Annotated in this window: 18 protein-coding genes and 2 pseudogenes; 10 read left to right on the top strand and 10 right to left on the bottom strand. The window is 69.6% G+C overall.

From position 1 onward, the window contains the following. Positions 1-80: 80 nt before the first annotated feature. The 3 genes from COGEMETH_RS12025 (at position 81) to COGEMETH_RS12015 (ending at position 2,954) form a co-directional block, all read left to right on the top strand. Positions 81-521, top strand: a complete 441-nt coding sequence (locus COGEMETH_RS12025; protein WP_238182798.1) for a DUF4112 domain-containing protein — start codon at positions 81-83, stop codon at positions 519-521. Positions 522-552: 31 nt separating this feature from the next. Beyond that, positions 553-1,773: an ABC transporter permease gene (locus COGEMETH_RS12020; RefSeq protein ID WP_238182797.1), complete on the top strand. Its 1,221-nt coding sequence runs from the start codon at positions 553-555 to the stop codon at positions 1,771-1,773. A 632-nt stretch (positions 1,774-2,405) separates the two neighbouring features. Continuing rightward, a complete protein-coding gene (locus COGEMETH_RS12015; protein WP_238182796.1) occupies positions 2,406-2,954 on the top strand; it encodes a Ros/MucR family transcriptional regulator in 549 nt (182 codons plus the stop codon). Between the two features lie 152 nt (positions 2,955-3,106). Here COGEMETH_RS12015 and COGEMETH_RS12010 read toward each other — a convergent pair whose 3' ends face one another. The 5 genes and pseudogenes from COGEMETH_RS12010 to COGEMETH_RS11990 all read right to left on the bottom strand — a co-directional run. After that, on the bottom strand, positions 3,107-3,439 hold the full coding sequence (locus tag COGEMETH_RS12010) for a hypothetical protein (protein ID WP_238182795.1): 333 nt from the start codon (positions 3,437-3,439) through the stop codon (positions 3,107-3,109). Positions 3,440-3,554: 115 nt separating this feature from the next. Continuing rightward, positions 3,555-4,223, bottom strand: coding sequence for a transglutaminase-like cysteine peptidase (locus COGEMETH_RS12005; RefSeq protein ID WP_238182794.1), 669 nt, complete (start codon positions 4,221-4,223; stop codon positions 3,555-3,557). A gap of 302 nt (positions 4,224-4,525) precedes the next feature. After that, the gene (locus COGEMETH_RS12000; RefSeq protein ID WP_238182793.1) at positions 4,526-4,804 is read right to left on the bottom strand and encodes a hypothetical protein; all 279 of its coding nucleotides are present in this window, start codon (positions 4,802-4,804) and stop codon (positions 4,526-4,528) included. 343 nt (positions 4,805-5,147) lie between these two features. After that, positions 5,148-5,813, bottom strand: a complete 666-nt coding sequence (locus COGEMETH_RS11995) for a response regulator (RefSeq protein WP_238182792.1) — start codon at positions 5,811-5,813, stop codon at positions 5,148-5,150. 169 nt (positions 5,814-5,982) lie between these two features. Continuing rightward, a pseudogene (locus tag COGEMETH_RS11990) lies at positions 5,983-6,627 on the bottom strand (outer membrane protein assembly factor BamB family protein); the annotation flags it as partial. Between COGEMETH_RS11990 and COGEMETH_RS11985 the strand changes: the two are divergent. The 4 genes and pseudogenes from COGEMETH_RS11985 to COGEMETH_RS11970 form a co-directional block, all read left to right on the top strand. After that, positions 6,628-7,125, top strand: a pseudogene (locus tag COGEMETH_RS11985) (FAD:protein FMN transferase); the annotation flags it as partial. A gap of 141 nt (positions 7,126-7,266) precedes the next feature. Beyond that, on the top strand, positions 7,267-8,448 hold the full coding sequence (locus COGEMETH_RS11980) for an FIST signal transduction protein (RefSeq protein ID WP_238182791.1): 1,182 nt from the start codon (positions 7,267-7,269) through the stop codon (positions 8,446-8,448). Then, positions 8,445-9,803 (top strand): ATP-binding response regulator, encoded by a 1,359-nt coding sequence (locus COGEMETH_RS11975; RefSeq protein ID WP_238182790.1) that lies wholly within the window; start codon positions 8,445-8,447, stop codon positions 9,801-9,803. The genes COGEMETH_RS11980 and COGEMETH_RS11975 overlap by 4 nt, the downstream gene beginning before the upstream one ends. Positions 9,804-10,491: 688 nt before the next feature. After that, positions 10,492-11,601, top strand: a complete 1,110-nt coding sequence (locus tag COGEMETH_RS11970) for a GGDEF domain-containing protein (RefSeq protein ID WP_238182789.1) — start codon at positions 10,492-10,494, stop codon at positions 11,599-11,601. Positions 11,602-11,624: 23 nt separating this feature from the next. Here the strand turns inward: COGEMETH_RS11970 and COGEMETH_RS11965 are convergent, their stop codons facing one another. Further along, complete coding sequence (locus COGEMETH_RS11965; protein WP_238182788.1) at positions 11,625-12,692, bottom strand: MFS transporter; 1,068 nt, start codon at positions 12,690-12,692, stop codon at positions 11,625-11,627. Then, positions 12,653-12,928, bottom strand: a complete 276-nt coding sequence (locus COGEMETH_RS11960; protein ID WP_238182787.1) for a hypothetical protein — start codon at positions 12,926-12,928, stop codon at positions 12,653-12,655. The genes COGEMETH_RS11965 and COGEMETH_RS11960 overlap by 40 nt, the downstream gene beginning before the upstream one ends. A 120-nt stretch (positions 12,929-13,048) precedes the next feature. Here COGEMETH_RS11960 and COGEMETH_RS11955 point away from each other — a divergent pair, with 120 nt between their 5' ends. Then, positions 13,049-13,558 carry an OsmC family protein gene (locus COGEMETH_RS11955; RefSeq protein ID WP_238182786.1) on the top strand — a complete coding sequence of 170 codons (510 nt, stop codon included), beginning with the start codon at positions 13,049-13,051 and terminating at the stop codon, positions 13,556-13,558. Between the two features lie 79 nt (positions 13,559-13,637). Here COGEMETH_RS11955 and COGEMETH_RS11950 read toward each other — a convergent pair whose 3' ends face one another. Together COGEMETH_RS11950 and COGEMETH_RS11945 are read right to left on the bottom strand one after the other, a co-directional pair. Then, positions 13,638-13,958 carry a hypothetical protein gene (locus COGEMETH_RS11950; RefSeq protein ID WP_238182785.1) on the bottom strand — a complete coding sequence of 107 codons (321 nt, stop codon included), beginning with the start codon at positions 13,956-13,958 and terminating at the stop codon, positions 13,638-13,640. Between the two features lie 270 nt (positions 13,959-14,228). Then, positions 14,229-15,095 (bottom strand): class I SAM-dependent methyltransferase, encoded by an 867-nt coding sequence (locus tag COGEMETH_RS11945; protein WP_238182784.1) that lies wholly within the window; start codon positions 15,093-15,095, stop codon positions 14,229-14,231. A 308-nt stretch (positions 15,096-15,403) separates the two neighbouring features. On the opposite strand from COGEMETH_RS11945, the gene COGEMETH_RS11940 reads away from it, so the two are divergent. Both COGEMETH_RS11940 and COGEMETH_RS11935 read left to right on the top strand, forming a co-directional pair. Beyond that, positions 15,404-16,231 (top strand): class I SAM-dependent methyltransferase, encoded by an 828-nt coding sequence (locus tag COGEMETH_RS11940; RefSeq protein ID WP_238182783.1) that lies wholly within the window; start codon positions 15,404-15,406, stop codon positions 16,229-16,231. A 49-nt stretch (positions 16,232-16,280) separates the two neighbouring features. Then, positions 16,281-17,498 carry a glycosyltransferase family 61 protein gene (locus COGEMETH_RS11935; RefSeq protein ID WP_238182782.1) on the top strand — a complete coding sequence of 406 codons (1,218 nt, stop codon included), beginning with the start codon at positions 16,281-16,283 and terminating at the stop codon, positions 17,496-17,498. A 28-nt stretch (positions 17,499-17,526) separates the two neighbouring features. On the opposite strand, the gene COGEMETH_RS11930 is transcribed toward COGEMETH_RS11935, so the two are convergent. Continuing rightward, positions 17,527-20,406, bottom strand: a complete 2,880-nt coding sequence (locus tag COGEMETH_RS11930; RefSeq protein ID WP_238182781.1) for a phosphoenolpyruvate carboxylase — start codon at positions 20,404-20,406, stop codon at positions 17,527-17,529. Positions 20,407-20,433: the final 27 nt, after the last annotated feature.

The raw sequence follows: 20,433 nt of genomic DNA, 5'->3' as shown, positions 1-20,433 counted from the left end.
GCGCGCGACCCCTCTCCTTGCGGCGCGCGGGAGGCGGGGCCACATCCTCGTCCATGACCGCCTCAGCACGGGTCCACGCGATGGATTTCACGCAAACCCTCGGCGCCAAGCCCGCGCGCCGCATCCAGGACCTCAGCCCCGAGGCGACGCTGGCCAAGCTGGAGACGCTGGCCCATCTCCTCGATTCGGCCTTCCTGATCCCCGGCATCAACCGGCGGGTGGGCATGGAGGCGATCATCGGCCTGGTGCCGATCGTCGGCGACATCGCCGGCGTGGTGATCTCCTCCTACATCGTCTACGAGGCCAAGCGCCTCGGGGCGCCGCGCTGGCTGATCGCGCGGATGGCTCTCAACGTCGCCTTCGACGGGGCGATCGGGATCGTGCCGCTGGCCGGCGACATCTTCGATGCGGCCTTCAAGGCCAACCGCCGCAACGTCCGCCTGCTGCGCCGCTGGATGGAGCGCAAGGGGGGCCTGCGGCCGACCGAGATCGAGGGGACGGCCGTCCGCCTCGACGGCTGATTTCTTTGGGCATCTGGCAAAGGGCGAGTCGGTGAACGAGATCGCCCGTCCGCCAGAAGGCGAGGTCGTGTCGGCGCCGATGCCGGGCGCCCAGCCGCTCGTGCCGCGCCCGGAGCGTGCTTCCGAAGCGTCGCCGGCAGGCCCCCGTCCCCTTCCGACCCAAGGGCGCCTGTCGCCCCTCAACCGGCGGCGCCTGGAGAACTTCCGGCGTAACCGCCTGGGCTACTGGTCCTTCCTGATCTTCGTCGGGCTGTTCGGCATCAGCCTGTTCGCGGAGTTCATCGCCAACGACCGGCCGATCGTCGCCTCCTACAAGGGCGAGTGGCTGTTTCCCGTGCTGATCGACTACCCGGAGGAGAAGTTCGGCGGGTTCCTGGCCCGCACCGACTACCGGGTGCCCGAGATCGCCAAGGAGATCGCCGAGAACGGCTGGGCGCTCTGGCCGCCGATCCCGTTCTCCTACGACACCATCAACGAGGGCCTGCCGACGCCCTCGCCCTCGCCGCCGACCTGGATGCTTACCGACGCCCAATGCCAGGCGGCCGAGAAGAGCCCGGGCACCGGCTGCCGCGACCTCGAACGGCACTGGCTCGGCACCGACAACACCACCCGCGACGTGCTCGCCCGCGTGATCTACGGCTTTCGCATCTCGGTGCTGTTCGGGCTGATCCTCGCCCTCGTCTCCTCGGTGATCGGGGTGATCGCGGGGGCCGTGCAGGGCTATTTCGGCGGCTGGGTCGACCTCTCGTTCCAGCGCTTCATCGAGGTCTGGGGCGGCATCCCGACCCTCTACCTCATCATCATCATCTCGGCCTTCATCGCGCCGGGCTTCTTCGTCCTGCTCGGCATCATGCTGCTGTTCTCCTGGGTGGCGCTCGTCAGCGTCGTGCGGGCCGAGTTCCTGCGCGCGCGCAACTTCGAATACGTGCGGGCGGCCCGCGCGCTCGGCCTGTCCAACATCCGCATCATGACCGTGCACCTGCTGCCGAACGCGATGGTGGCCACGCTCACCTTCCTGCCGTTCATCCTGAACGGCTCGATCACGACCCTGACTTCCCTGGACTTCCTCGGCTTCGGCCTGCCTCCCGGCTCGCCCTCGCTCGGCGAGTTGCTGGCACAGGGCAAGGACAACCTGACGGCGCCGTGGCTCGGCCTGACAGGCTTCCTCGTCATCGCCGCGATGCTGAGCCTGCTCGTCTTCGCGGGCGAGGCGGTGCGCGACGCCTTCGATCCCCGCAAGACCTTTTCCTGAGCGCAGGATCGTCGCCCGACGGCAAGTCCTTCCTTCGACGGCAAGTCCTTCTGTCGACGCGCGGCACGTCTTGCGGGCGGTCGCCTCCCGGCACTCGTCCCACCACTAGCTTATCGCCGGCAGAACTCCCATCCGCGATTCCGGTGCGACCGGGTAATGCTGGGCTTGTGGCCGGACTCACGGATCGGATGCCGGTTCGGTCGATCGCATTCAATCCTCGTGCGACCGAACGAATCAAAAACATTTCGAATAGAACAATATGTCGCATGCGGGCCGATCTTGGACTGTCGTTCCGCACAGGTCCGGCCTGCCGGAACGCAATCGAGGGTCGTACGTTCGGTTGCTGCGGCCGGTACGGCCGCGCGAACGCTGTCGGACCGACGCGTAACGATCTCTGGAAACGGCAGAAAACCCAGCCGATACGAACCTCAGCATTCGTATGATTTTCCGTGCCGATTTGCCTGTCGAGTCCGGGTCTGATCCGAAGCGTTCCAGCGCGTCGGCAGCCATTTGCATTCGTTTTTTGGTCTCTACGAACAGGGATTTCCAGAGTGATCCTTGCTTTCCTTGGCGGATATCATAAATCCGCAATCGGGGGGAGATTCAAAGGATGATGAGCAAGGATCGCGAGTATGTCTGAAAGTGCACCCAATCCGCAGCCGAACTATATCGAGCGGACCGTCGACGTCGTGGCTGCCTACGTCTCCAACAACTCGATCCCCACTGCCGAGCTTCCTGCTCTCATCGCCAGCATCTACGATGTGCTGAACGGGATCGCTGCCGGCCCCGTCCAAGCCGCGACCGAGACGGTCGAGAAGCCGACGACCGCGCAGGTCCGCAAGTCGATCCGGCCGGACGGGCTGGTCAGCTTCATCGACGGCAAGTCCTACAAGACGCTGAAGCGCCACCTGACCAAGCACGGCCTCGACCCGCACAGCTACCGCGAGCGCTACGGTCTGCCCGCCGACTACCCGACCACCTCCGCCAACTATTCCGCCCAGCGCTCCGCCCTCGCCAAGAGCCTCGGCCTCGGCCAGCCGGGCCGTGCGGCCGCGCAGCCGGAGGAAGAGCCCGCGGCCGAGGCCGCCCCGGCTCCCACCGCGCGCGCGTCGGGCCGTCGCAAGGCCGCCACCGCCACCGTCAAGGGCCGCTCCAGCCGCAAGACCGTCGCGGCGGCCTGAAGGATCGCAGCGCGGATTCATGCCGCCCGCGCTGCAGCCCATGTCCGACCGATCCGCCGTCTCTCCACCTCGGAGAGCGGCCTTGCCCGTGGCGCGGCCTGTGGCGCGGAGGGGCGCGTACGGTTCGGATACGGCCCCCGGAGCGGTCCCGCTCAGAGCGAGGCGCGACGTCCGAGCAGCCAGCCCCTGGCGCGTGCCGCCAGGGCGGGCCGCGCCTGCACGATCTCCTCGCCGTCGAGCAGGGGCGAAGCGGAGAGGGCGGTGAGGTAGGCGGCTTCCGCCTCGCGGCAGCTGCGCAGGGCCGCGTCGGCGGCCAGCGTGCGACCGCTCGGTGTCGCCTGCACCCCGAAGTTCCGGTCGAGGCATCCGCGCCAAAGGGCATGGCGGTCGGCGGCTTCCCCGGCCGATGCCGCGGCTTGCCCGAGCAGCAGGGCGCCGAGGATTCCGGCGAGGGCGAGCCGCACAGTGGCGTAAGCGTGGGTCATGCGGGCGCCGATCCGAACGGGCCCAGGTTCGCGTCGGTACGCCTAAGATTTCCTTAAACCGCCTGCTTTCCGGCCGTCCCGATTCGGGACGGCCGGACCGATCTCGGCCTGCGGCTTAGCGGTTGGCAGTGGTGACCGGGGAGGTGACGCCGCCGAGCGAGACCCAAGCGACGGCGTCCTGGCTCTCGCGCTTGATGAAGACGTAGCCGGTGCGGTGCCAGGGCAGGATCTGGCTGGTCTTGTTGTCGAGGATCAGGTCGCCCCGGTCGGTGATCAGGGTCAGGACGGCGTGGCCCTCGCCCTTCTCGTCGATGACGACCGTCATGCGCATGGCGCGCTTCGGGAGGCCGGCCTGGGCCAGGAGGTGGCGCTTGAGGAGCTGGAAGTCCTCGCAGTCGCCGATGCCGTCCTCGGCGAGGTCCCAGCGGTCTGGGGTGCCCAGATGCTCCATGTCGGTCATGGCCTGGACGGACTTGTTCACCCGGCGGTTGACCGAGACGATGGTGTTCCAGATCGCCGGATTCAGGCCGATCCGGGCGGGCTCGGAACGGTCGAGGGCGCATTCGGCCGCGTAGCCCTGGCAGAACGAGACCCAGGCCGCGATCGGCTTGGCGGCGGAGAGCGGCGTCGCGGCGCTGGGGCTGCTCGGCAGGGAGGCGAAGGTCTGGGCCTGGGTGGCCGGAGCGGCGAGCAGGCCGGCGGCAAGGGCCAGGGCGGCGACGGCGCACCGGCGCAGAATCTGGCCCGACACCGCATCCCGCCGCTTCGAAATCGCGAACCGCATCGCCGTGGCCCAACCGTTAAGCTCTCGTTAACGAAAGCTCTCACGACGGCGCCTCCAGGGCAATCGGCGGATTAACAAAAGGTTAATGCTGTGTGCAACGCGGAGGGCGGGCTGGTAAAACGCCGAAGGCGTTGCCCGCGGCAAGCCGGTCACCTGGGTGGGACCGGCCACGGCTCAATCCGCGACGGAATCCTCGGACGTCTCGATCAAAGCCCAGCGACCATTTCGCTTGCGGTACACGTAAGAATAGGCAGACATGTATGGGCGTCCGAATAAGCTGAAGCCGGTCGCATCATACTGTTTCAGATATGATTCGCGAATTCTGGATCGCGCTTCATCCAGATATTGCCCGTATAGACGACAGTCACGACTGCCGTGGAGAGCGACGTTTCGAACACGGGCATCGCCAGATCGATGCGCTTGGCGCCGATCATCGGCGCATTCGTATATTTATCCTTCTCGTTTCCAAAAATCCCATTCTTGAAATTCGCTACGCGCCGGTCCCATAGCTTGTTCGCATCCGCTTCCGAGCAGAAATTCTGCTTCATCGTACCGGCCGGATCGAGGATTCCGGCTGGCACGGTGCCGGGGTCGGGTCGCCGTGAGTTCCGTGTAGAGCGTCAGGCCGAGGTACTTGCGGGCGAGGTTGGGTGAGACCGCGCTGATCCGGTGCCACCTGTCCGCGAAGATGCAGGGTAGAGAGCCTCCCTCCGTGCCGATCCAGAATATCGTTCAGGATGGCGCCCGCCTCGCGGGCTGCCCGCGCTCCGAACCGCTTATCGTCCCGCCCATAGCGGGGATCGTTCGCCGCGAGCACGAGGTTGGACGTGAGGAAGAAGATTGCGGGGGCGAGACGGGTCGACCGGGCTGAACGGAGGGGCACAGCCTAAACTCCAGGTCGCCGATCCGCCAATCCAAAAAGGTTCAGCCGGCGTGGGCGTTGTGGATCTGGTCGAAGTCCAGGAGCGCCGTATCGATCACGATCTGCGTGCGGCTGATGACCTCGAGCTTGCGCAGGATCTCGGAGACGTGGGCCTTGACGGTCGAGTCGCCGACCTGAAGTTCGTGGGCGATCTGCTTGTTGAGCTTGCCCTGGCGGATCATCATCAGGACCCGCAACTGCTGCGGGGTGAGGCGGGCGACGCGCTCGGCCAGGGGCGACTTGCGGGACTTGGCGGCCTGCGCGCCCATCCCCGGATCGGTCAGGCCTGGGGGGATCGAGAGGGCGCCGCTCAGCACGTCGCTGATCGCCCGCGTCAGGGTGGCCTTGTCCACGGCCTTTGGCACGAAGCCGGCCGCCCCGTGATGCAGGGCCCCGCGCATGATGCGCGTGTCTTCGTGGCCCGAGACGATCAGGATCGGCACGCGGGGAAAGCGGGTGCGGATGGTCACGAGGCCGTCGAAGCCCGTCACGCCCTGCATCGAGAGGTCGAGGAGGGTGAGGTCGATGCCGCGGTTGGCCGTGAGGATGGCGCAGGCCGCCTCGATCCCGTCCGCCTCGTGCAGCAGGGCGTCCGGATAGGCGAGGCGGATCGCGCTCGCCAGGGCGTCGCGGAACAGCGGATGGTCGTCGACGATCAAGAGATGCACGCGCGTGCCTCCGATCCCTTCCGCGAGCACAGACCTAGTAGACGTACACGCCAATGCGGCCTCGGGATACGGGCGGGTGTTGAGGGGCCGTCTGAGGCCCCGAGGCCTCGCACGTCCGCCGCCGGGGTTGCCGGCGGCGTCCATGCGATCGTCAATCGCGAGGCGATCGTCAGCGCGAGGCGACGGTCTTGGGCAGCTTGAAGGCCCAGAAGCTGCCGCCCTGGTTGATGCCCGCGGTGGACTTGGCCACCTCGCCGCCCCAGAGCGGTACCGCCCCGCCCCAGCCGGCCGCGATCCCGACCCATTGCTTGCCGTCCTGCTCCCAGGTGATCGGCGAGGAGACGACGCCGGTGCCGACCTGGAACTTCCAGACCTCTTCGCCGGTCTTGGCGTCGAAGGCCTTCACGAAGCCCTCCGGCGTGCCGGTGAAGACGAGGTTTCCGCCGGTGGTGTGCACGCCGGCCCAGAGAGGCGCCTTATTCTTGTACTCCCACACGGTCTTGCCGGAGGCCGGGTCGATGACCTTGAGCGAGCCGATATGGGTGTCGAAGACCGGCTTGATGGTGAAGCCGGCGGCGAGATAGGCCGCGCCCTTCTTGTACGAGACCGGCTCGTTCCAGATGTCCATGCCCCACTCGTTGGAGGGGACGTAGAACAGCTTGGTGTCGGGGCTGTAGCCGATCGGCATCCAGTTCTTGCCGCCGAGGAAGCTCGGCACCGCGAACACGGTCTTGCCCTTCTTGCCGTCCTCGGACTTGCTCGGATCGCCGGGCCGGAAGGCGTCGTCGTAGATCGGGCGGCGGTCCTTATCGATGTCGGCTGGCGCGGGGTCCGGGTCGCGGCGGAGCGCATCCGCCTGGCGCCGGGCATGGGCCTGACCCTGAACGCCCTGATTCAGGGCTACGCCGCCGATCGGGTGATGCGGGCGGTGGACGCCAGGGGCATCGCGGACGCTTTCATCGACACCAGCGAGTTCGGCGCCCGCGGGGCCCATCCGGACTAGACGCCCTGGCGACTGGGCCTCGCCGACCCCCGCGCGCCCGGCGCCATCGCCGCGGTGATCGAGCTGTTCTCAGGCTTTGCCGCCACCTCCGGCAACTACGCCATGAGCTTCTCCCCCGACCACGCCGACCACCACATCTTCGATCCGCGCACCGGCCGCTCGCCCAAGACCCTGTCCTCGGTCACGGTGACGGCGCCCACGGGCCTCCTCGCCGATGGCCTCTCCACCGCCTGCATGGTGCTCGGCCCGGCAGCAGGCGCGGAGTTGGTGGCCCGGCATCCGGGCTGCACGGTGCGGTTCTTCGCCTAGGGGTGAGACTTGCCCCGCCGCACCCCGAGGTTGCACCTTTCGGCGGCGCCCGACATACTCGCCCACAAGACAGCGAAAGAACGGGCTCAATGAAAGCCTGCCGCAGGCGCGCGGGGGTGGGACGTGGCACAGGACACGCAGATGCGCACGCATCTGTGCGGCATCAGGACGGCCTGGACCGAATCGCTCGTGGCCGAAGTGGCCGTGGGCGAGATCGCCGGGGCCATGGCCGGTGCCGACGTGGCGCAGCTCGTGGTGTTCTTCTCCCCCGATTTCGATCCCGAGGCTTTGTCGGCCGCCCTCCAGGCCCGCTTCCCGGCAGCCGCCATCGCCGGCTGCTCCATGTCCGGCGGCATCGCCCCCTCGGGCGGGCTCGACCACGGCTTGGTGGCCATCGCCTTCCCGCGCCAGCGCTTCCGCATCGTCTCGACGGTGCTCGACGCCATCGACCACCTCGACGTGGAGCGCACCGCCACCGCCGTGCGGGCCCTGCGCCGGACGCTCGATCCGCAAGGCCACGATCCCGCGCCGGAGCGGCCGCCGGCGGGCTACCGCTTCGCCCTCTCGCTGATCGACGGGCTCGCCAACGCCGAGGAGACGGTGGTCTCGGCCATCTCCTGGGCGCTGGACGGCATCCCCCTCGTCGGCGGCTCGGCCGGTGACGACCTCAACTTTCGCGATGCCGTGGTGCTGCATGGGGGCCGGACCCACCGCAAGGCCGCGGTGCTGATCCTGGTCGAGACCGACTACCCCGTGGAGATCTTCAAGAGCGACAACTTCGAGCCGACCGGCACCAAGTTCGTGGTCACGGCCTCCGACGGCGAGAAGCGCATCGTCCACGAACTGAACGCGGAGCCGGCGGCCCGCGAATACGCCATGGCGGTTGGCCTCGACCCCGAGCGGCTCTCGCCGATGAGCTTTGCCGCCTATCCGCTGGCCGTGAAGGTGGGCGGCGAGTATTTCTGCCGCTCGATCCGGCGCATGAACGCGGACGGGTCCCTCAGCTTCTTCTGCGCCATCGACGAGGGCGTGGTGCTGACGCTGGCCGAGCCGCGCGACATCGTCGCCTCGACGCGGGCCGAACTCGCCCGCCTCGACGCCCTGGTCGGCGGCGTCGACCTCATCATCGGCTTCGAATGCGTCCTGCGCCGCCTCGACGCCGAGAGCCGGCAGGTGCGCCAGGGCATCAGCGACCTCTACCGCCGCTACAACGTCGTCGGCTTCGAGACCTTCGGCGAGCAGTACCGGGCGATGCACCTCAACCAGACCTTCACCGGCATCGCCATCGGCCGGATGGCGGCCGACACGCCCCCCGGCCCATGAGCGTGCATGCCCGCGGTCTCGAGACCGACGAATCCCTGCACCGGCGGATCGAGAAGCTGGAGCGGATCAACGCCGCGCTGATGGCCCATGTCGAGCGCAGCATGGACCAGCGCGGCAGCGCCTATTCCCTGTTCCAGACCGCGATCATGCTGGAGGGCCGGGTCCGCACCCGCACGGAGGAGCTGACCGGGCTGATGCACCGCCTCGAGCGCTCGAACGAGGCGCTGGTGGCGGCCAAGGAAGAGGCCGAGACCGCCAACCGCTCCAAGACGCGCTTCCTGGCGGCCGCGAGCCACGACCTGCTCCAGCCCCTGAACGCCGCCCGCCTCTCGGTCTCGGCGCTAGCCGACCTGCCGCTCGGCCCCGACGCGACGGTGATTGCGGTGCAGGTGGAGCGGGGCCTCCAGACCATCGAGGACCTGATCAAGACCCTGCTCGACATCTCCAAGCTCGATGCCGGCATCGTCCGGCCGCAAGTGCGGGCGATCTCCCTCCCGGACCTGTTCGCGGGAATCGCGGCGAGCTTCAAGCCCTTCGTCGAGCGCAAGGGACTGCGGCTGATCGCGCACTGCCCCGACCTCGTGGTGACGAGCGACGGCCTGCTGCTCCAGCGCATCCTCCAGAACCTCGTCTCGAACGCGGTGCGCTACACCGCCTCCGGCGGCGTGGTGATCGCGGCCCGCCTGCGCGGCGGGGCCGCCCGCATCGACGTGATCGACACCGGCTGCGGCATCGGCCCGGACGAGCGCGACCTCGTCTTCGACGAGTTCTACCGCGGCAGCGGTTGCAGGGGTGGGGCGATGGAGACCGAGGAGCCGGGCCTGGGCCTCGGCCTCTCCATCGTGCACCGCATGGCGCTGGCCCTCGACCATCCCCTGTCGCTCGCCTCCCGCCCCGGACACGGCACGCGGGTTTCCCTCACCCTGCCCCTGAGCCCGACGCGGCCGGAAGAGGTGCCGCGACCCGTCCCCGTCTCCACCCGGCTCTCGGGCGCCCGCGTCCTCATCGTCGAGAACGACGCCTCGACGGCCGACGCCCTGAAGCGCCTGCTGCAGAACTGGGACGCGCAGGTCTGCGCCTGCCGCGACCTCGCGGGCGTGCGGGCGGCCGTGGAGGCGGGCGGCTTCACCCCCGACATCCTGATCCTCGACTACCACCTCGACGACGGCGCCTGCGGCCTCGACGTCGCCGCCCATCTCGCGAGCGCGCGCGGCGCGTCCCTCCCCGTCATCCTCACCACGGCCGACTACGCCCCCGAGATCGAGGCGCAGGCCTGCGCCATCGGAGCCGAACTGGTGCACAAGCCGATCAAGCCGGCGCAGCTCCGCTCGCTCCTGACCTACATGCTGGCCTGACAGCTCCGCACCCTCGATGCGTCGCCCGCCGGCGATCAGGCGGTTGCGGCCATACTGCTGCGCCCGCCTGAACAGGGCATGTGCCCGGCCCGGCACGAGATCGGCGAGCAGGTTCGCGGCGAGGTAGCCGAAGGTGGCGTGCCCGCTCGGCTAAGAGGTGCTGCTCGAGCGATACCCGAAGGTCGGCAGGTCCGGCCTCACCGTGTAGGGCCGGGGCCGCGTGATGGTTCCCTTGGCCGCCAGCACGATCAGTTCTCCGTCCTGGAAGGCCCGCTCGATCAGGGCTGCGTGCGTGGCATCGGGTCCGCGGTGAAGGCGGCTCCGAGGATTCCGGCGAAGCTGTCGAGGGCGCAGGGAAGGCCTTAGGTGATGCGCCGTTCCTCGGATCGCGTCCGTGCGGCCGTTGCGGCCTCGACCGCCGCCATGTCGCCACGCCCTTGCGCGGAACCGGGCTTCGGGGGCGGGGCCAGGACGCGCGAGGCCGAAGCCGCCGGGGGTGAGATAGGTGGCATGCAGGTTGGCTGCCGCCGCGGGGACGGACAACAGGGCAAGGGCCGGCAGGAGTCCGGTCGGTCTGCGGCTCCGTCTTGGTCCCATCATCCGCTCTCCGCCTTCGCCCAGAACCGGAGCTTAAGCTCTTGTTGAGATACTTGCCTCCGTACACCGAATCTGTCTCGAAGACGGCGACATGGAATTCGTCTCGGACCTGGCGACGCTGCGCCTGTGCAGCGGCCTGGCGAGCCTCGGCTTCGCTTTCGTGTTCCTGTCGCTCTGGGGTGGGCGGCGGGGGGAGGCCCATTGGCTGCACTGGGCGTCGAGTTCCGCCCTCTACGCCGCGGTGCTGGCCGGCTTCCAGTTCGCGACGAGCCCGGCCGTCGAGGCCGTCCTCTACGGCGTGCTGGCCGCGACGAACCTCCAGATCCTGATGGGCGTGCGCCGCTTCGACGGGTTGCCGGCCCTTCGCCCCTGGATGGGGCTGCCCGTGCTCGCGGCCATGCTGGCCTACGGCCTGCCGGCCCTCACATTGGCGGATGCCGGCCTCGCCTCCACCGCGAGCCGCATCGGCGGGACCGTGGGCCTTGCCGCCAGCATGGGCGTCGTCGGCACGCTGCTGGTGTTCGGCCGGGGGCCGACCCCGTCCCGCGGGCGGCGCATCGCGGGGGCCGCGCTCTACACCTTCCTGCCGGTCTACGCCGCGGCGATCGCGGCCGAGGCCGCCGGCTGGTCATCCCCCAACATGGCGGCCCTGCTGCCGATGATCGCGGACCAGCTCCTGCTCACCATGCTGAACCTCGGCCTCCTGGCGATGCCCGGCGAGCGGGCGCAGGCGGCCCTGCGCGAGGCCGCCCTGCGGGATGGGTTGACCGGCGCCTGGAACCGGGCCGGCCTCGACGCCCACGCGTCCCGCGCCATCGCCGCCGACACGGCCCTCGTCGTGATCGACGTCGACCACTTCAAGGCGATCAACGATCGCCACGGCCACGCCGCCGGCGACCGCGTGCTGGCGGCCGTGGTGACGGCTGCCGGCGCATTGCTGCCGACGCGACGGGATTTCGTCGCCCGGCTCGGCGGCGACGAGTTCGTGGTCGTGCTGCACGGTACGGACCTTCTCGCGGCGCGGCGGGTCGCGGATGGGATCGGAGCGGCCGCGCGCCGAAGCCGGGGCCTGCCGCCCTGGACGTTGAGCCTCGGGGTCGCGATGGTCGAGGCGAACGATGCCGGCCTCGCCGAGGGTCTCGCCCGCGCCGACGCGGCCCTCTATCGCGCCAAGGCGTCGGGGCGCGACAGGGCCGCCTGATCCCGGATCGCGATGAGCCGGCCTCATCGCAATCCGCCTGCGCGGCGGCGCGCGTCCGCCGGACCTCCCTGAACCCGGCCATGGGCCGGCTTCAAGGTGAGCGGGGATGATCCCGCGTTTCGGGCATGAAGACCACGAGGATGCCCAGCGCCCCGAGCGCCGCCGCGCCGCAGGCGAGGTAGGCCGCCGAGAAGCCCGCCTCCTGCACGAGCAGGCCCGCGACGACGAAGGCCAGGGAGGCGCCCGCGCCCTGGAGCGTACCGACGATCCCGTGGGCGAGGTTGTAGCGGCCGGTGCCGCGCATCAGGTCGGCGAGCACCACGGGGCTTGGCCGCGCTGAGCAGCCCCCCGCCGACCCCGTCGAGGCACTGCACCGCGATCAGCCGGGAGGGGTCGCGCCAGACGGTGTAGAGCGACGCCCGCAGGGGCAGGGCGCAGAAGGCCGCCGCCAGCAACGGGTTGCGGCCCCAGGCATCGGCCCGGTGCCCGACCAGGATCGCCATCGGCGCCATCACCGCCTGCACGCCGACGATGCAGACCGTGACCGAGGACCATTCGGGTCGGGCGGCCCCGATCTCCTGGGCCACCAGCGTCAGCAGCGGCCCGTTGGCGAAGTGGAACAGCATCACGCAGAGGCTGAAGACGACGAGCGGCCGGCAGGCGAGCAGCGTGCGCAAGCCCGCCTTGGCGCTCCGGTCCACATCTCCGTCCCGGTCGCGGGATCGGCCGGCGTCGAGGGCCACGCTCGGGATCGAGAACAGGCTCGCCGCCGCCAGGACCGCGAGCGCCGGCACCCGCAGGAACACCGCCCGGTCGGGAAACAGCCAGCCGATGCCGCCGATCAGCAGGGCGATGCCGACGTTGCCGGCCCGCTCGAAGGCGGCGTTGCGCCCCAGCCGCCGCGTGAGGCCCGTCCCTGGGAACCAGGCCAGGGTCAAGGCCGCCACCGCCGGGTTCAACATGTCGCCGATGACCGCGAGCACGCAGGACGCCCCCAGCACGGGCCAGAACTGGGGGGCGACCGCGATCGTCACGGTGGCGAGAGCCATCATCACCAGGGCGGCAAGGATCGCGAGGCGCTTGTCGCGCAACCCGTCGATGCTGGCCCCATCGGCGTCTGGAACAGGATGCCGGCGAGCCCCGAGACCGTGCCCACCAGCCCGACCAGGCCGTCGTCCCAGTCCCGCTTCACGTAGAGGTAGACGTTGAGATACGGCTTGATCGCCCCGTTCATGTCCACGAGGGCGTCGAGGGAGGCCGGGCGCAGGTGCCTGTCCGCGGGTGGGTCCTGGACTGGTGCGTCGTGGATCGAGGTCACAGGCGCCAAGCCCTAACCGGAGCCCACCTAGAGCCTACCGCGGCCGATGTCAGCCGCGCCGTGAGCCCGGTTGAGCCGTGCTCCGCTTCCCGCTACCGCGAGCCTGGGACACGACAACGAGGAAACGACATGGACGCCACCAGCCTGCGCGCCCTTCAGGCGCCGCTCAAGGACCAGTACCGCAACACCCCCGATTCCGCCGTGATCACCCTGACAGCCAAGGGCTCGTTGGACGACACGTCGATCGCCTGCAAGGTCGAGACCGGCCGGGCGCTCGCCGTGGCGGGCCTGCACCCGGCCACCGGCGGCTCGGGGGCCGAACTGTGCTCGGGCGACATGCTGCTGGAGGCGCTCGTCGCCTGCGCGGGCGTCACCCTGAAGGCCGTGGCCACGGCCTTGGAGATCCCGCTTAAGGCCGGCACCGTCAGCGCCGAGGGGGACCTCGACTTCCGCGGGACGCTGGGCGTCGACAAGGAGGCGCCGGTGGGCTTCCGTGCCATCCGCCTGTCGTTCGCCCTCGACACGGACGCGCCGCAGGAGAAGCTCGACCAGCTCCTCAAGCTGACGGAGCGCTACTGCGTCGTGTTTCAGACCCTGAACCACAAGCCGGAGCTCGCCGTCACCGCCGCGCGCGGCTGATCCGTCGCGGACGCGACACATGAAATAGGCGGCGGAGCCTGAGCCCCGCCGCCCTAATGTTCGGCGATGGCGACCGAAATTACTCGGTCGGGCCGCCCGAGGTGTTTCCGTATTGCGGCACGCGGCGGTCCTGCTGGGCGGCGTTGCCGCCCTTGGCGGAACGGTCGACGGCGCGGCGCGGGGCGACCGAGCCCGTGGTCAGGCTGTCGCCGGACTCGTCACGGCCCTCGAAGACCCAGCTCGGCACGCCGAGGATGCTGCGCGGCGCCTCGACGGCTCGGGTGGAACGGGGGCCGTAGCCCGGCGCGCCGTATCCGAAATCCTGGGCGAAGGCGGCGGTGGCGGGCGCGGCGGCGACCAGGGCGAGAGCGACGGCGGCTGAAGCGAAGCGCGTGTTCATGTCCGTTCCTTTCGGTTCCGTGCGGCCTGCCGGAGGTGGTGGCACCGGGGTGCCCGTTTCGACGGCCGCATCGTCTGCGTGGACTGAACATGGTGCGCTGCCGCATCCTTTCACGTGCGATCTCGCACATGCGGCATTAGAAAATATAGTGCAAACTGAATGACTTAGCAGAACTATTGCGCTGACCCGGCCGTGAACTGTGCCGTGCGGTATGCAGGCGCCGGATCGGAACGACGACCCGGTGCGGTGCGGTACCGGCCGCGGTCGCGGCTAGCCTGCCGAGACTAGCCAGCAGGCCGCGCCGAGGCGCACCGCGCCGTCCCGCGCATGGGGGAGAAGTGCCTCCGTCACGGCCTCCAGCGCCCTCCGGCGCAGGGGCGGCCCGGCCTCGCGCAGCAGGTGCGAGACCGGTCCGAGTTCCACCGCCACGCCGGCCGCCGCCTCCGCCGCCTCCCGCGCCGAGCCGTCCTCCGCCCGCCCGAGGACGACGTCGCGGACGATGCCCTCGCAGGCCACGTCGGCGAAGCCCGCAGCCGTGAGCAGCGCGCGCAACGGCGCCGGGTCGGCGAAGCGGAACGGGCCCGGCGCGTCGGGGGACGGGGCGGCGGGCTCCGGCACCAGGGGCAGCACCGCCGCGCGCGGCACGCTCACCCAGGGGTTGTCGGCCAAGGCCTGCCAGCACAGCAGCGTGAGCCGGCCCCCCGGCGCCAGGGCGCGGCGGAGATTGGCGAAGGCGGCCTGCGAATCAGGGAAGAACATCATGCCGAAGCGGGAGACGACGTGCGAGACGGCCGCCTGCCCGAAATCGTAGCGCTCGGCATCCGCCTCGACGAAGCGGAGGACCGCCGCGCCGGGCTCGGCCGCCACGCGGGCGCGGGCCACGTCGAGGAGCGGCACGGAGAGGTCTGCGCCGAGGACGCTGCCGCCCGAGCCCACGCTACGGGCGGCGATCAGCGCCGTCTCGCCCGAGCCGCAGCCGACGTCGAGCACCCGGTCGCCGGGCTTCAGCCCGACCCGCGCGAACAGGGCCTCGGTCAGGGGCGCGAACACCGCATCCAGGGTGGACTGCCCCCGCGCCCAGCGCCGGCCGACCTCGCCGTTCCAGTACTCGGCCTGGGTGATCCTGTCGCCGGTCATCGCGATCCTCTAATCCGGCAGCCTTCTGACACGAACGATCCGCGTTCGTCCCATGGGTCGACTGGGCGCCGTCAAGGGGGCTCCGATCCGGGCCGAGTTGACTGAGCGCCTGCGCCGTAGACAGATGGCCGCGCTCTCCGACGACGGGCCGGCAGTCACGTCGTCGGAAAGCGATCCAGTCGCGTGCGACGACAATGGTGCGATCGGTCGTGAGTCAAGATACGAACACTCCTGCAGATCGCGGCATCCCTCCGGTCGTCCTGCTCCAGGATATCGGGCATGGGCGCGGATCGTACGTCGCGTCGCGTGTGTCGAAAGATCAGAAGCTCCTTGAGATCGGCGGGTCCTACAACCCGGTGTTCAGCAAGGCGGACGGCTACGATCTCTACACGGCCGATCACGATACGCAGGACAACCTCGTCGCCAAGTATCGGGCCTATCACCCCGATCCGGCTGCGGCCGACAGAATACAGCCCGTCGACTTCGTCGTCGCCGACGGCGACCTCGACAGGGCGATCGGAGAGGAGCACGCCGGGAGCTTCGATATCGTGTTCTCGAGCCACAACCTCGAGCACATCCCGAACCCGATCGCGCACCTGCGATCGATCGAACGGATTCTCGCCCCGGACGGCGTGTTCCTGGTCGTCGTGCCCGACAAGCGGGGCTGCTTCGATCTCCTCCGCCCGCTCTCCACGGCCGGCCAATGGATCGAGGCCTATCTCGAGCCGCAGCCGTTCCACGCGTTGCGCACGCTCTACGACGCCGATGGGTACTCGGTCGCCAGCGGCGACAAGATCGTCTGGAACGGGGACGAGGTGTTCGACGGTGTTCGGAGCGCCTCCGGCCTGTCTGTCGGAGACTGCCTGGACCTGATCCGAAGAACCCGCGCGACGTATCGGGATGCCCATGCCTGGGTGTTCACCCCGCATTCCTGCCTCCTGATGCTCTTGGAGATGAACGCCCTCGGCCTCGTCGGGCTCTATCCGCGGGCGGTGCTGTCCGACGGCAACGGCGAGTTCGTCGTCGAACTGACCAAGAGCCGGCCGGTGCCGATCGGAAACGACCGTCGCGTCGCGCTCCTGGCGCGTGCCTGCCGCGAGCAGGCCGAGGCCCATATGCGCCTTCCCGCGGCATGAAGACGGCTTCACCGAGCGGACTCGTCCGGCTCCGACCAAGGAGGCACCCGTGACGGATTCCGTCAGGCTCGAGATGACCGGCTTTCCGGGCTCCTTCTCCGCCCGCGATCATCTCGCGTCCTACCGGACCGTCGATCGGGAGACCGTCTTCGCCGAGGCAAGCACGGATCACGTCGCGATCCACGTCACGGAACCGGGCCGGAAGATCGCGTGGTCCCGGAACATGAGGATGGATCTGTGTATCGGGACCGACCTCGATGCGTTCAGGGACATCCATTCGCGCCCCGCCTACAACACGAGCGCCTATTACCTGGCCGCTTTCCGCGATGCGATCGTCGACGTGCGGACGGGGTTCTTCCTCTACGATGACCGTCGGGCCTGGTCGGATTCGTGCTTCGCCACCATCCAGCATGGGCCCGTCCACTTCTCCCCGGCCGTCGAGCCTCGTGGGGACGAGCGCTGGTTCTCCCTCGCGAAGGCGAATCCTGCGACCCTCGACGTGGGAACGCCCGTCATGCTGCTCACCCACTGGGGAAGCCTGACGAATTACGGCCACTGGCTCGCCAACACCCTGGTCGCGGCCTATCAGGTCCTGCCGGAGCTACAGGCGCGCAGGCTTGCTCTCGTCTGTCCATCCTTGAGCGACAGGCAGAAGCGCGAACTGCTGCTGATCGGCGTCCCGAACGGCCAGATCATCGAGACGACGGCTCAGTACGTCAAAATCCCGCACTTCGTATACGCCTCGGCGGTCTCGACGATCGGAAACATGGCACCTGCGCCGGTCTGCATGGAGATGATGCAGGTCCTCAAGGGAACCGTCACCCGGACGCCGGATCAGGTCGCGCCCGAATACCTGTACGTGTCGCGCCTCGGCGCCGCGCATTCCAGGATCATGCGCAACGAGGACGAACTCGTCGCCGCGCTGGCCGAGATCGGCGTCACGACGATCCGTCCCCACGCCCTGAGTTTCGATGCGCAGGTCCGGGCGTTCTCGCGTGCCCGGCTCGTCATCGGCCAGCTGGGGGCGGCGCTGTGGAACCTTCCGTTCGCCCCACGCGGCGGGGCCTTCGTGGAGATCTCGACGCGCAATTACGCCAGCAACGAGTACGTCGCCATCAGCCAACTCATGGGCCGATGCGCCGTCCAGATCATGGTCGACCGGTCCGCGGAGGACTATCGGGACGACGTGGCCTTCGCCTTCGATTGCCCGATCGCGCAGACCGTCGAGATAGCCCAAACCCTGATGGCGGAGTTGGAGCGGTCCTGATCCCGTGGCCCCTCCACGGCGCGCGCCCTCACCCGAAGGCGCCGACCTCGTGCTGGATCATGCCTGAGATCTCCCGCACCTGCGCGAACATCCGCCGGATCGGCTGGAACAGGTTCGCGTGCTCGGCCTCGTAGGTGCCCACGTCCCGCGGGCCGGCCGGCTCGCCGAAGTTGAGGCCCAGCGTCGGATCGGGGGTGACGGGGAAGATCTCGTCCAGGAGCGTCAGGCAGCCCTCGATGTCGAGGCGCAGGAAGCGCTCCAGCAACTGCTCGCGGGTCACGCCGGCCTGGGGCCGGAATCCGGGGATGTGCACGGCCAGGAACCAGATCCGGTGGATCAGGGCGAGGCGGATCGCGTGCAGCAGGGTGAGGCGCACCGACATCTTCTTGAGGTCGGGCGCGGCGCTGTGCAGGCTGAGCCAGTCGGTGGTCAGCCGGCCGAACAGGCGGCGCAGGTTCGGGGCGAGGTCGAGACGGTCCAGCGCGCCGGCGATCACCACGAGTTCGTCCCGGCGCCCATCCTTCTGGGTGCGGCGCGCCCGCTCCAGCCAGACGGCCGGGTCGAGGGTGTCGATATAGGCGCGCAGCACGTCGAGGTCGCCCACGCTGGCCGCGTGCTGCACCAAGCGGAAGGCGCGGGAGAAGCGCACCGAGTCCCGGCGCATGTCGCGGAACAGGTCCGGCGCCCGGCCCGCGGCCCGGCCGATGCCGTGGACGGAGTTGGCGAGGTAGCCGAGCTGCTGCAGGATCGCGTTGTTGGGGATCGCCCGCATCTGGCGCGGGTGGGTGATCAGCGCCGGGCCGCCGGAATCCGACTGGCGCGCCACGGGGCGGGAGCCGGTGCGGTCGATCAGGTTCGGGCCGAAGGTGCCGAGCAGCGCCGCGTAGCCGGGATCGTCGACGAGCGCCTCCATGTCCTGGCGCACCACCGTGAAGAACTCGAGGGCGAAGTCCGTCTCGGCGTAGACCGGGTCGTCGGCCGCGTCCGCGCCCTCGGGAGCGTCCGCCAGGGCGTAGTCGGGGAAGGCGTCGTCCTCGGCGACGTCCAGCGCGTAGACGTGCTCGGCGATCCGCGCGACGCAGGATTCGGCCAGGGCGCGGGTGCCGAACAGCAGGTAGCCGTCCGTACCCTGGAAGCTCGATTCCAGCCGCACCTTGATCCCGGCCTTGCGGTTGCGCGCGCGCGCATCCTCGGGGGCGAGGTAGGCGAGGCGGTCGCGCAGCGAGGTCGGGTGGGCGCCGCGCCCGATCGACTCGCCGTGGGTGTCGAAGATCGCGAGCTCCACGTCGGAAAGCCCGTTCGAGACCAGCATCTCGGTGATGCGCAGCCGCAGCCGCTCGATCCAGAAGGTCGCGGCGAGCTGGCCGACGTAGCGCCCGGAATCCGAGTAGCCGAACTGTACCGTCAGCCGGCCGATGCGCTGGAGGTAGCGCCGCCAATGGGGGTTGCGGAGCGCGTCGTCCAGCACCCGGATGCCTTGTTCCAGGGCCGAGGCCGTCTCGAACAGCGGCGTGATCTCGACCTTGTCGGCGATGCCGTAGTGCCGGGCGAGCCAGAGGGCGGCGAGGAGTGTGTAGCCGGTCTCGGTCTCGGCGATGAGGAAGCGCACCGGGTGGGTGCCGTCGACGTGCTTGAGGATCTGGGCGATCGTCATCATCAGGCGGGCGGCCGAGGCGCGCTCGGCCGCGAGCGCCCCGAAATCCACCGCCACCGGCTGCACGTCGTTCAGCAGGGTGTGGATGGTGGCCAGGTGCGAGCGGCGCTGGGCCGCGTCGGTCGGCTCGCCCTCCAGGTCGATCACCCGGCGCACGGCGTTGTGGATCTGGCTGGCGTTGAGTCGGAAATGGGGCAGGGCGTTCGAGAGGCCGTGAGTGGCTATCCCGGAGCGCAGCACCGCGATGGCGCGCTTGTCGCTATCGTCCTCAGCGGCCGTGATCGCGCCGGCGAGCCCCGCAAGCAGGCCTGCCGAATCCGCCTGTGCCCGTTCGCGCTCGATGATGAGCGCCAGGGCGAAGCGGTGCACCGCCTCCAGCGAGGGCTTGGCGCCCAGCCGCGGCGCCACCACTAGCTGGCGGTTGACGGCCGCGAGTGCCCCCTCGGCCAAGCCCCGCACCACCTGCGTCGCGGGGATGGCGGGAAGCTGGCGCATCACCCGGTCGAGCTGCATCCGCTTCGATTCGAGGCGGTAGCGCAGGGTGTCCCACCAGCCGATATCGGTGCGCCCGTCCGTGTCGCAGCCGACCCAGCTCGCGATGGCGAAGGGTTTGGGCACGAGTTCGGTCCAGCGGTCGGGCCAGCGCTTGCGCGCGGCATCGAGCAGGGCGCCGTTGAAGGTGTCGAGCGCCTCGCGGCCGTGGTTGGCCGCGACGCAGGCCTGATCGAACTCGTCGTCCAGGGAGATCTTCGGGTCGGGACGCGTCGAGAGCGCGGCCGCCCGCTCCATCAGGCCGGCGCGCGCCTCGCCCTCGCCGACACTCGCCCCTTTCGCGATCAGCGCGGCCACCGCCTTGGGCATACCGAAGGTGGGGTGCGCCGTGAACACCACCGCGAAGGCCGTGCGCCCGATCAGGTCGCGCAGGTTCTCGAAGCTGCCGGGCCTGTCCGGAACGGCCGCCACCAGCCGGGCCGGGATCGCGGCCTCCCCATCCGGGTCGCCGTCGAGCCCGACATAGGCGCGCAGGCGCTCTGCCCTGGCCGCCAGGGATTGGGCGCGCAGGCGCACGAACAGGGCGTCGAGGTCGGCCTCCGTGATCTCGCCTCGGTCGAAGCGGCGGGTGATCGCCAGGGTCACGGCCAGGACGGGGTTGCGGAACGGGTCTTCGCTCGCCTGCTCGCGGGAGGTCTCGATCAGTCCGAGGAGATGCCCTTCGAGTTCCGCCGGGTCACGGCCCTGGTCGTCCGCTCGCATCGATCAGCCTCGCTGGATTTTTTTTGG

The organism is Methylobacterium trifolii (assembly GCF_022179685.1).
Taxonomy (GTDB): domain Bacteria; phylum Pseudomonadota; class Alphaproteobacteria; order Rhizobiales; family Beijerinckiaceae; genus Methylobacterium; species Methylobacterium trifolii.
This window is presented reverse-complemented; position numbering and strand designations above follow the sequence as displayed.

What these genes read in the sequence shown, in the direction of transcription:
- COGEMETH_RS12005 (WP_238182794.1), bottom strand. Translation starts at nt 4,223, where the DNA reads ATGCGGTTCGCGATTTCGAAGCGGCGGGATGCGGTGTCGGGCCAGATT.
- COGEMETH_RS12025 (WP_238182798.1), top strand. Translation starts at nt 81, where the DNA reads ATGGATTTCACGCAAACCCTCGGCGCCAAGCCCGCGCGCCGCATCCAG.
- COGEMETH_RS11955 (WP_238182786.1), top strand. Translation starts at nt 13,049, where the DNA reads ATGGACGCCACCAGCCTGCGCGCCCTTCAGGCGCCGCTCAAGGACCAG.
- COGEMETH_RS12015 (WP_238182796.1), top strand. Translation starts at nt 2,406, where the DNA reads ATGTCTGAAAGTGCACCCAATCCGCAGCCGAACTATATCGAGCGGACC.
- COGEMETH_RS11970 (WP_238182789.1), top strand. Translation starts at nt 10,492, where the DNA reads ATGGAATTCGTCTCGGACCTGGCGACGCTGCGCCTGTGCAGCGGCCTG.
- COGEMETH_RS11950 (WP_238182785.1), bottom strand. Translation starts at nt 13,958, where the DNA reads ATGAACACGCGCTTCGCTTCAGCCGCCGTCGCTCTCGCCCTGGTCGCC.
- COGEMETH_RS11945 (WP_238182784.1), bottom strand. Translation starts at nt 15,095, where the DNA reads ATGACCGGCGACAGGATCACCCAGGCCGAGTACTGGAACGGCGAGGTC.
- COGEMETH_RS11930 (WP_238182781.1), bottom strand. Translation starts at nt 20,406, where the DNA reads ATGCGAGCGGACGACCAGGGCCGTGACCCGGCGGAACTCGAAGGGCAT.
- COGEMETH_RS11975 (WP_238182790.1), top strand. Translation starts at nt 8,445, where the DNA reads ATGAGCGTGCATGCCCGCGGTCTCGAGACCGACGAATCCCTGCACCGG.
- COGEMETH_RS12010 (WP_238182795.1), bottom strand. Translation starts at nt 3,439, where the DNA reads ATGACCCACGCTTACGCCACTGTGCGGCTCGCCCTCGCCGGAATCCTC.
- COGEMETH_RS11980 (WP_238182791.1), top strand. Translation starts at nt 7,267, where the DNA reads ATGCGCACGCATCTGTGCGGCATCAGGACGGCCTGGACCGAATCGCTC.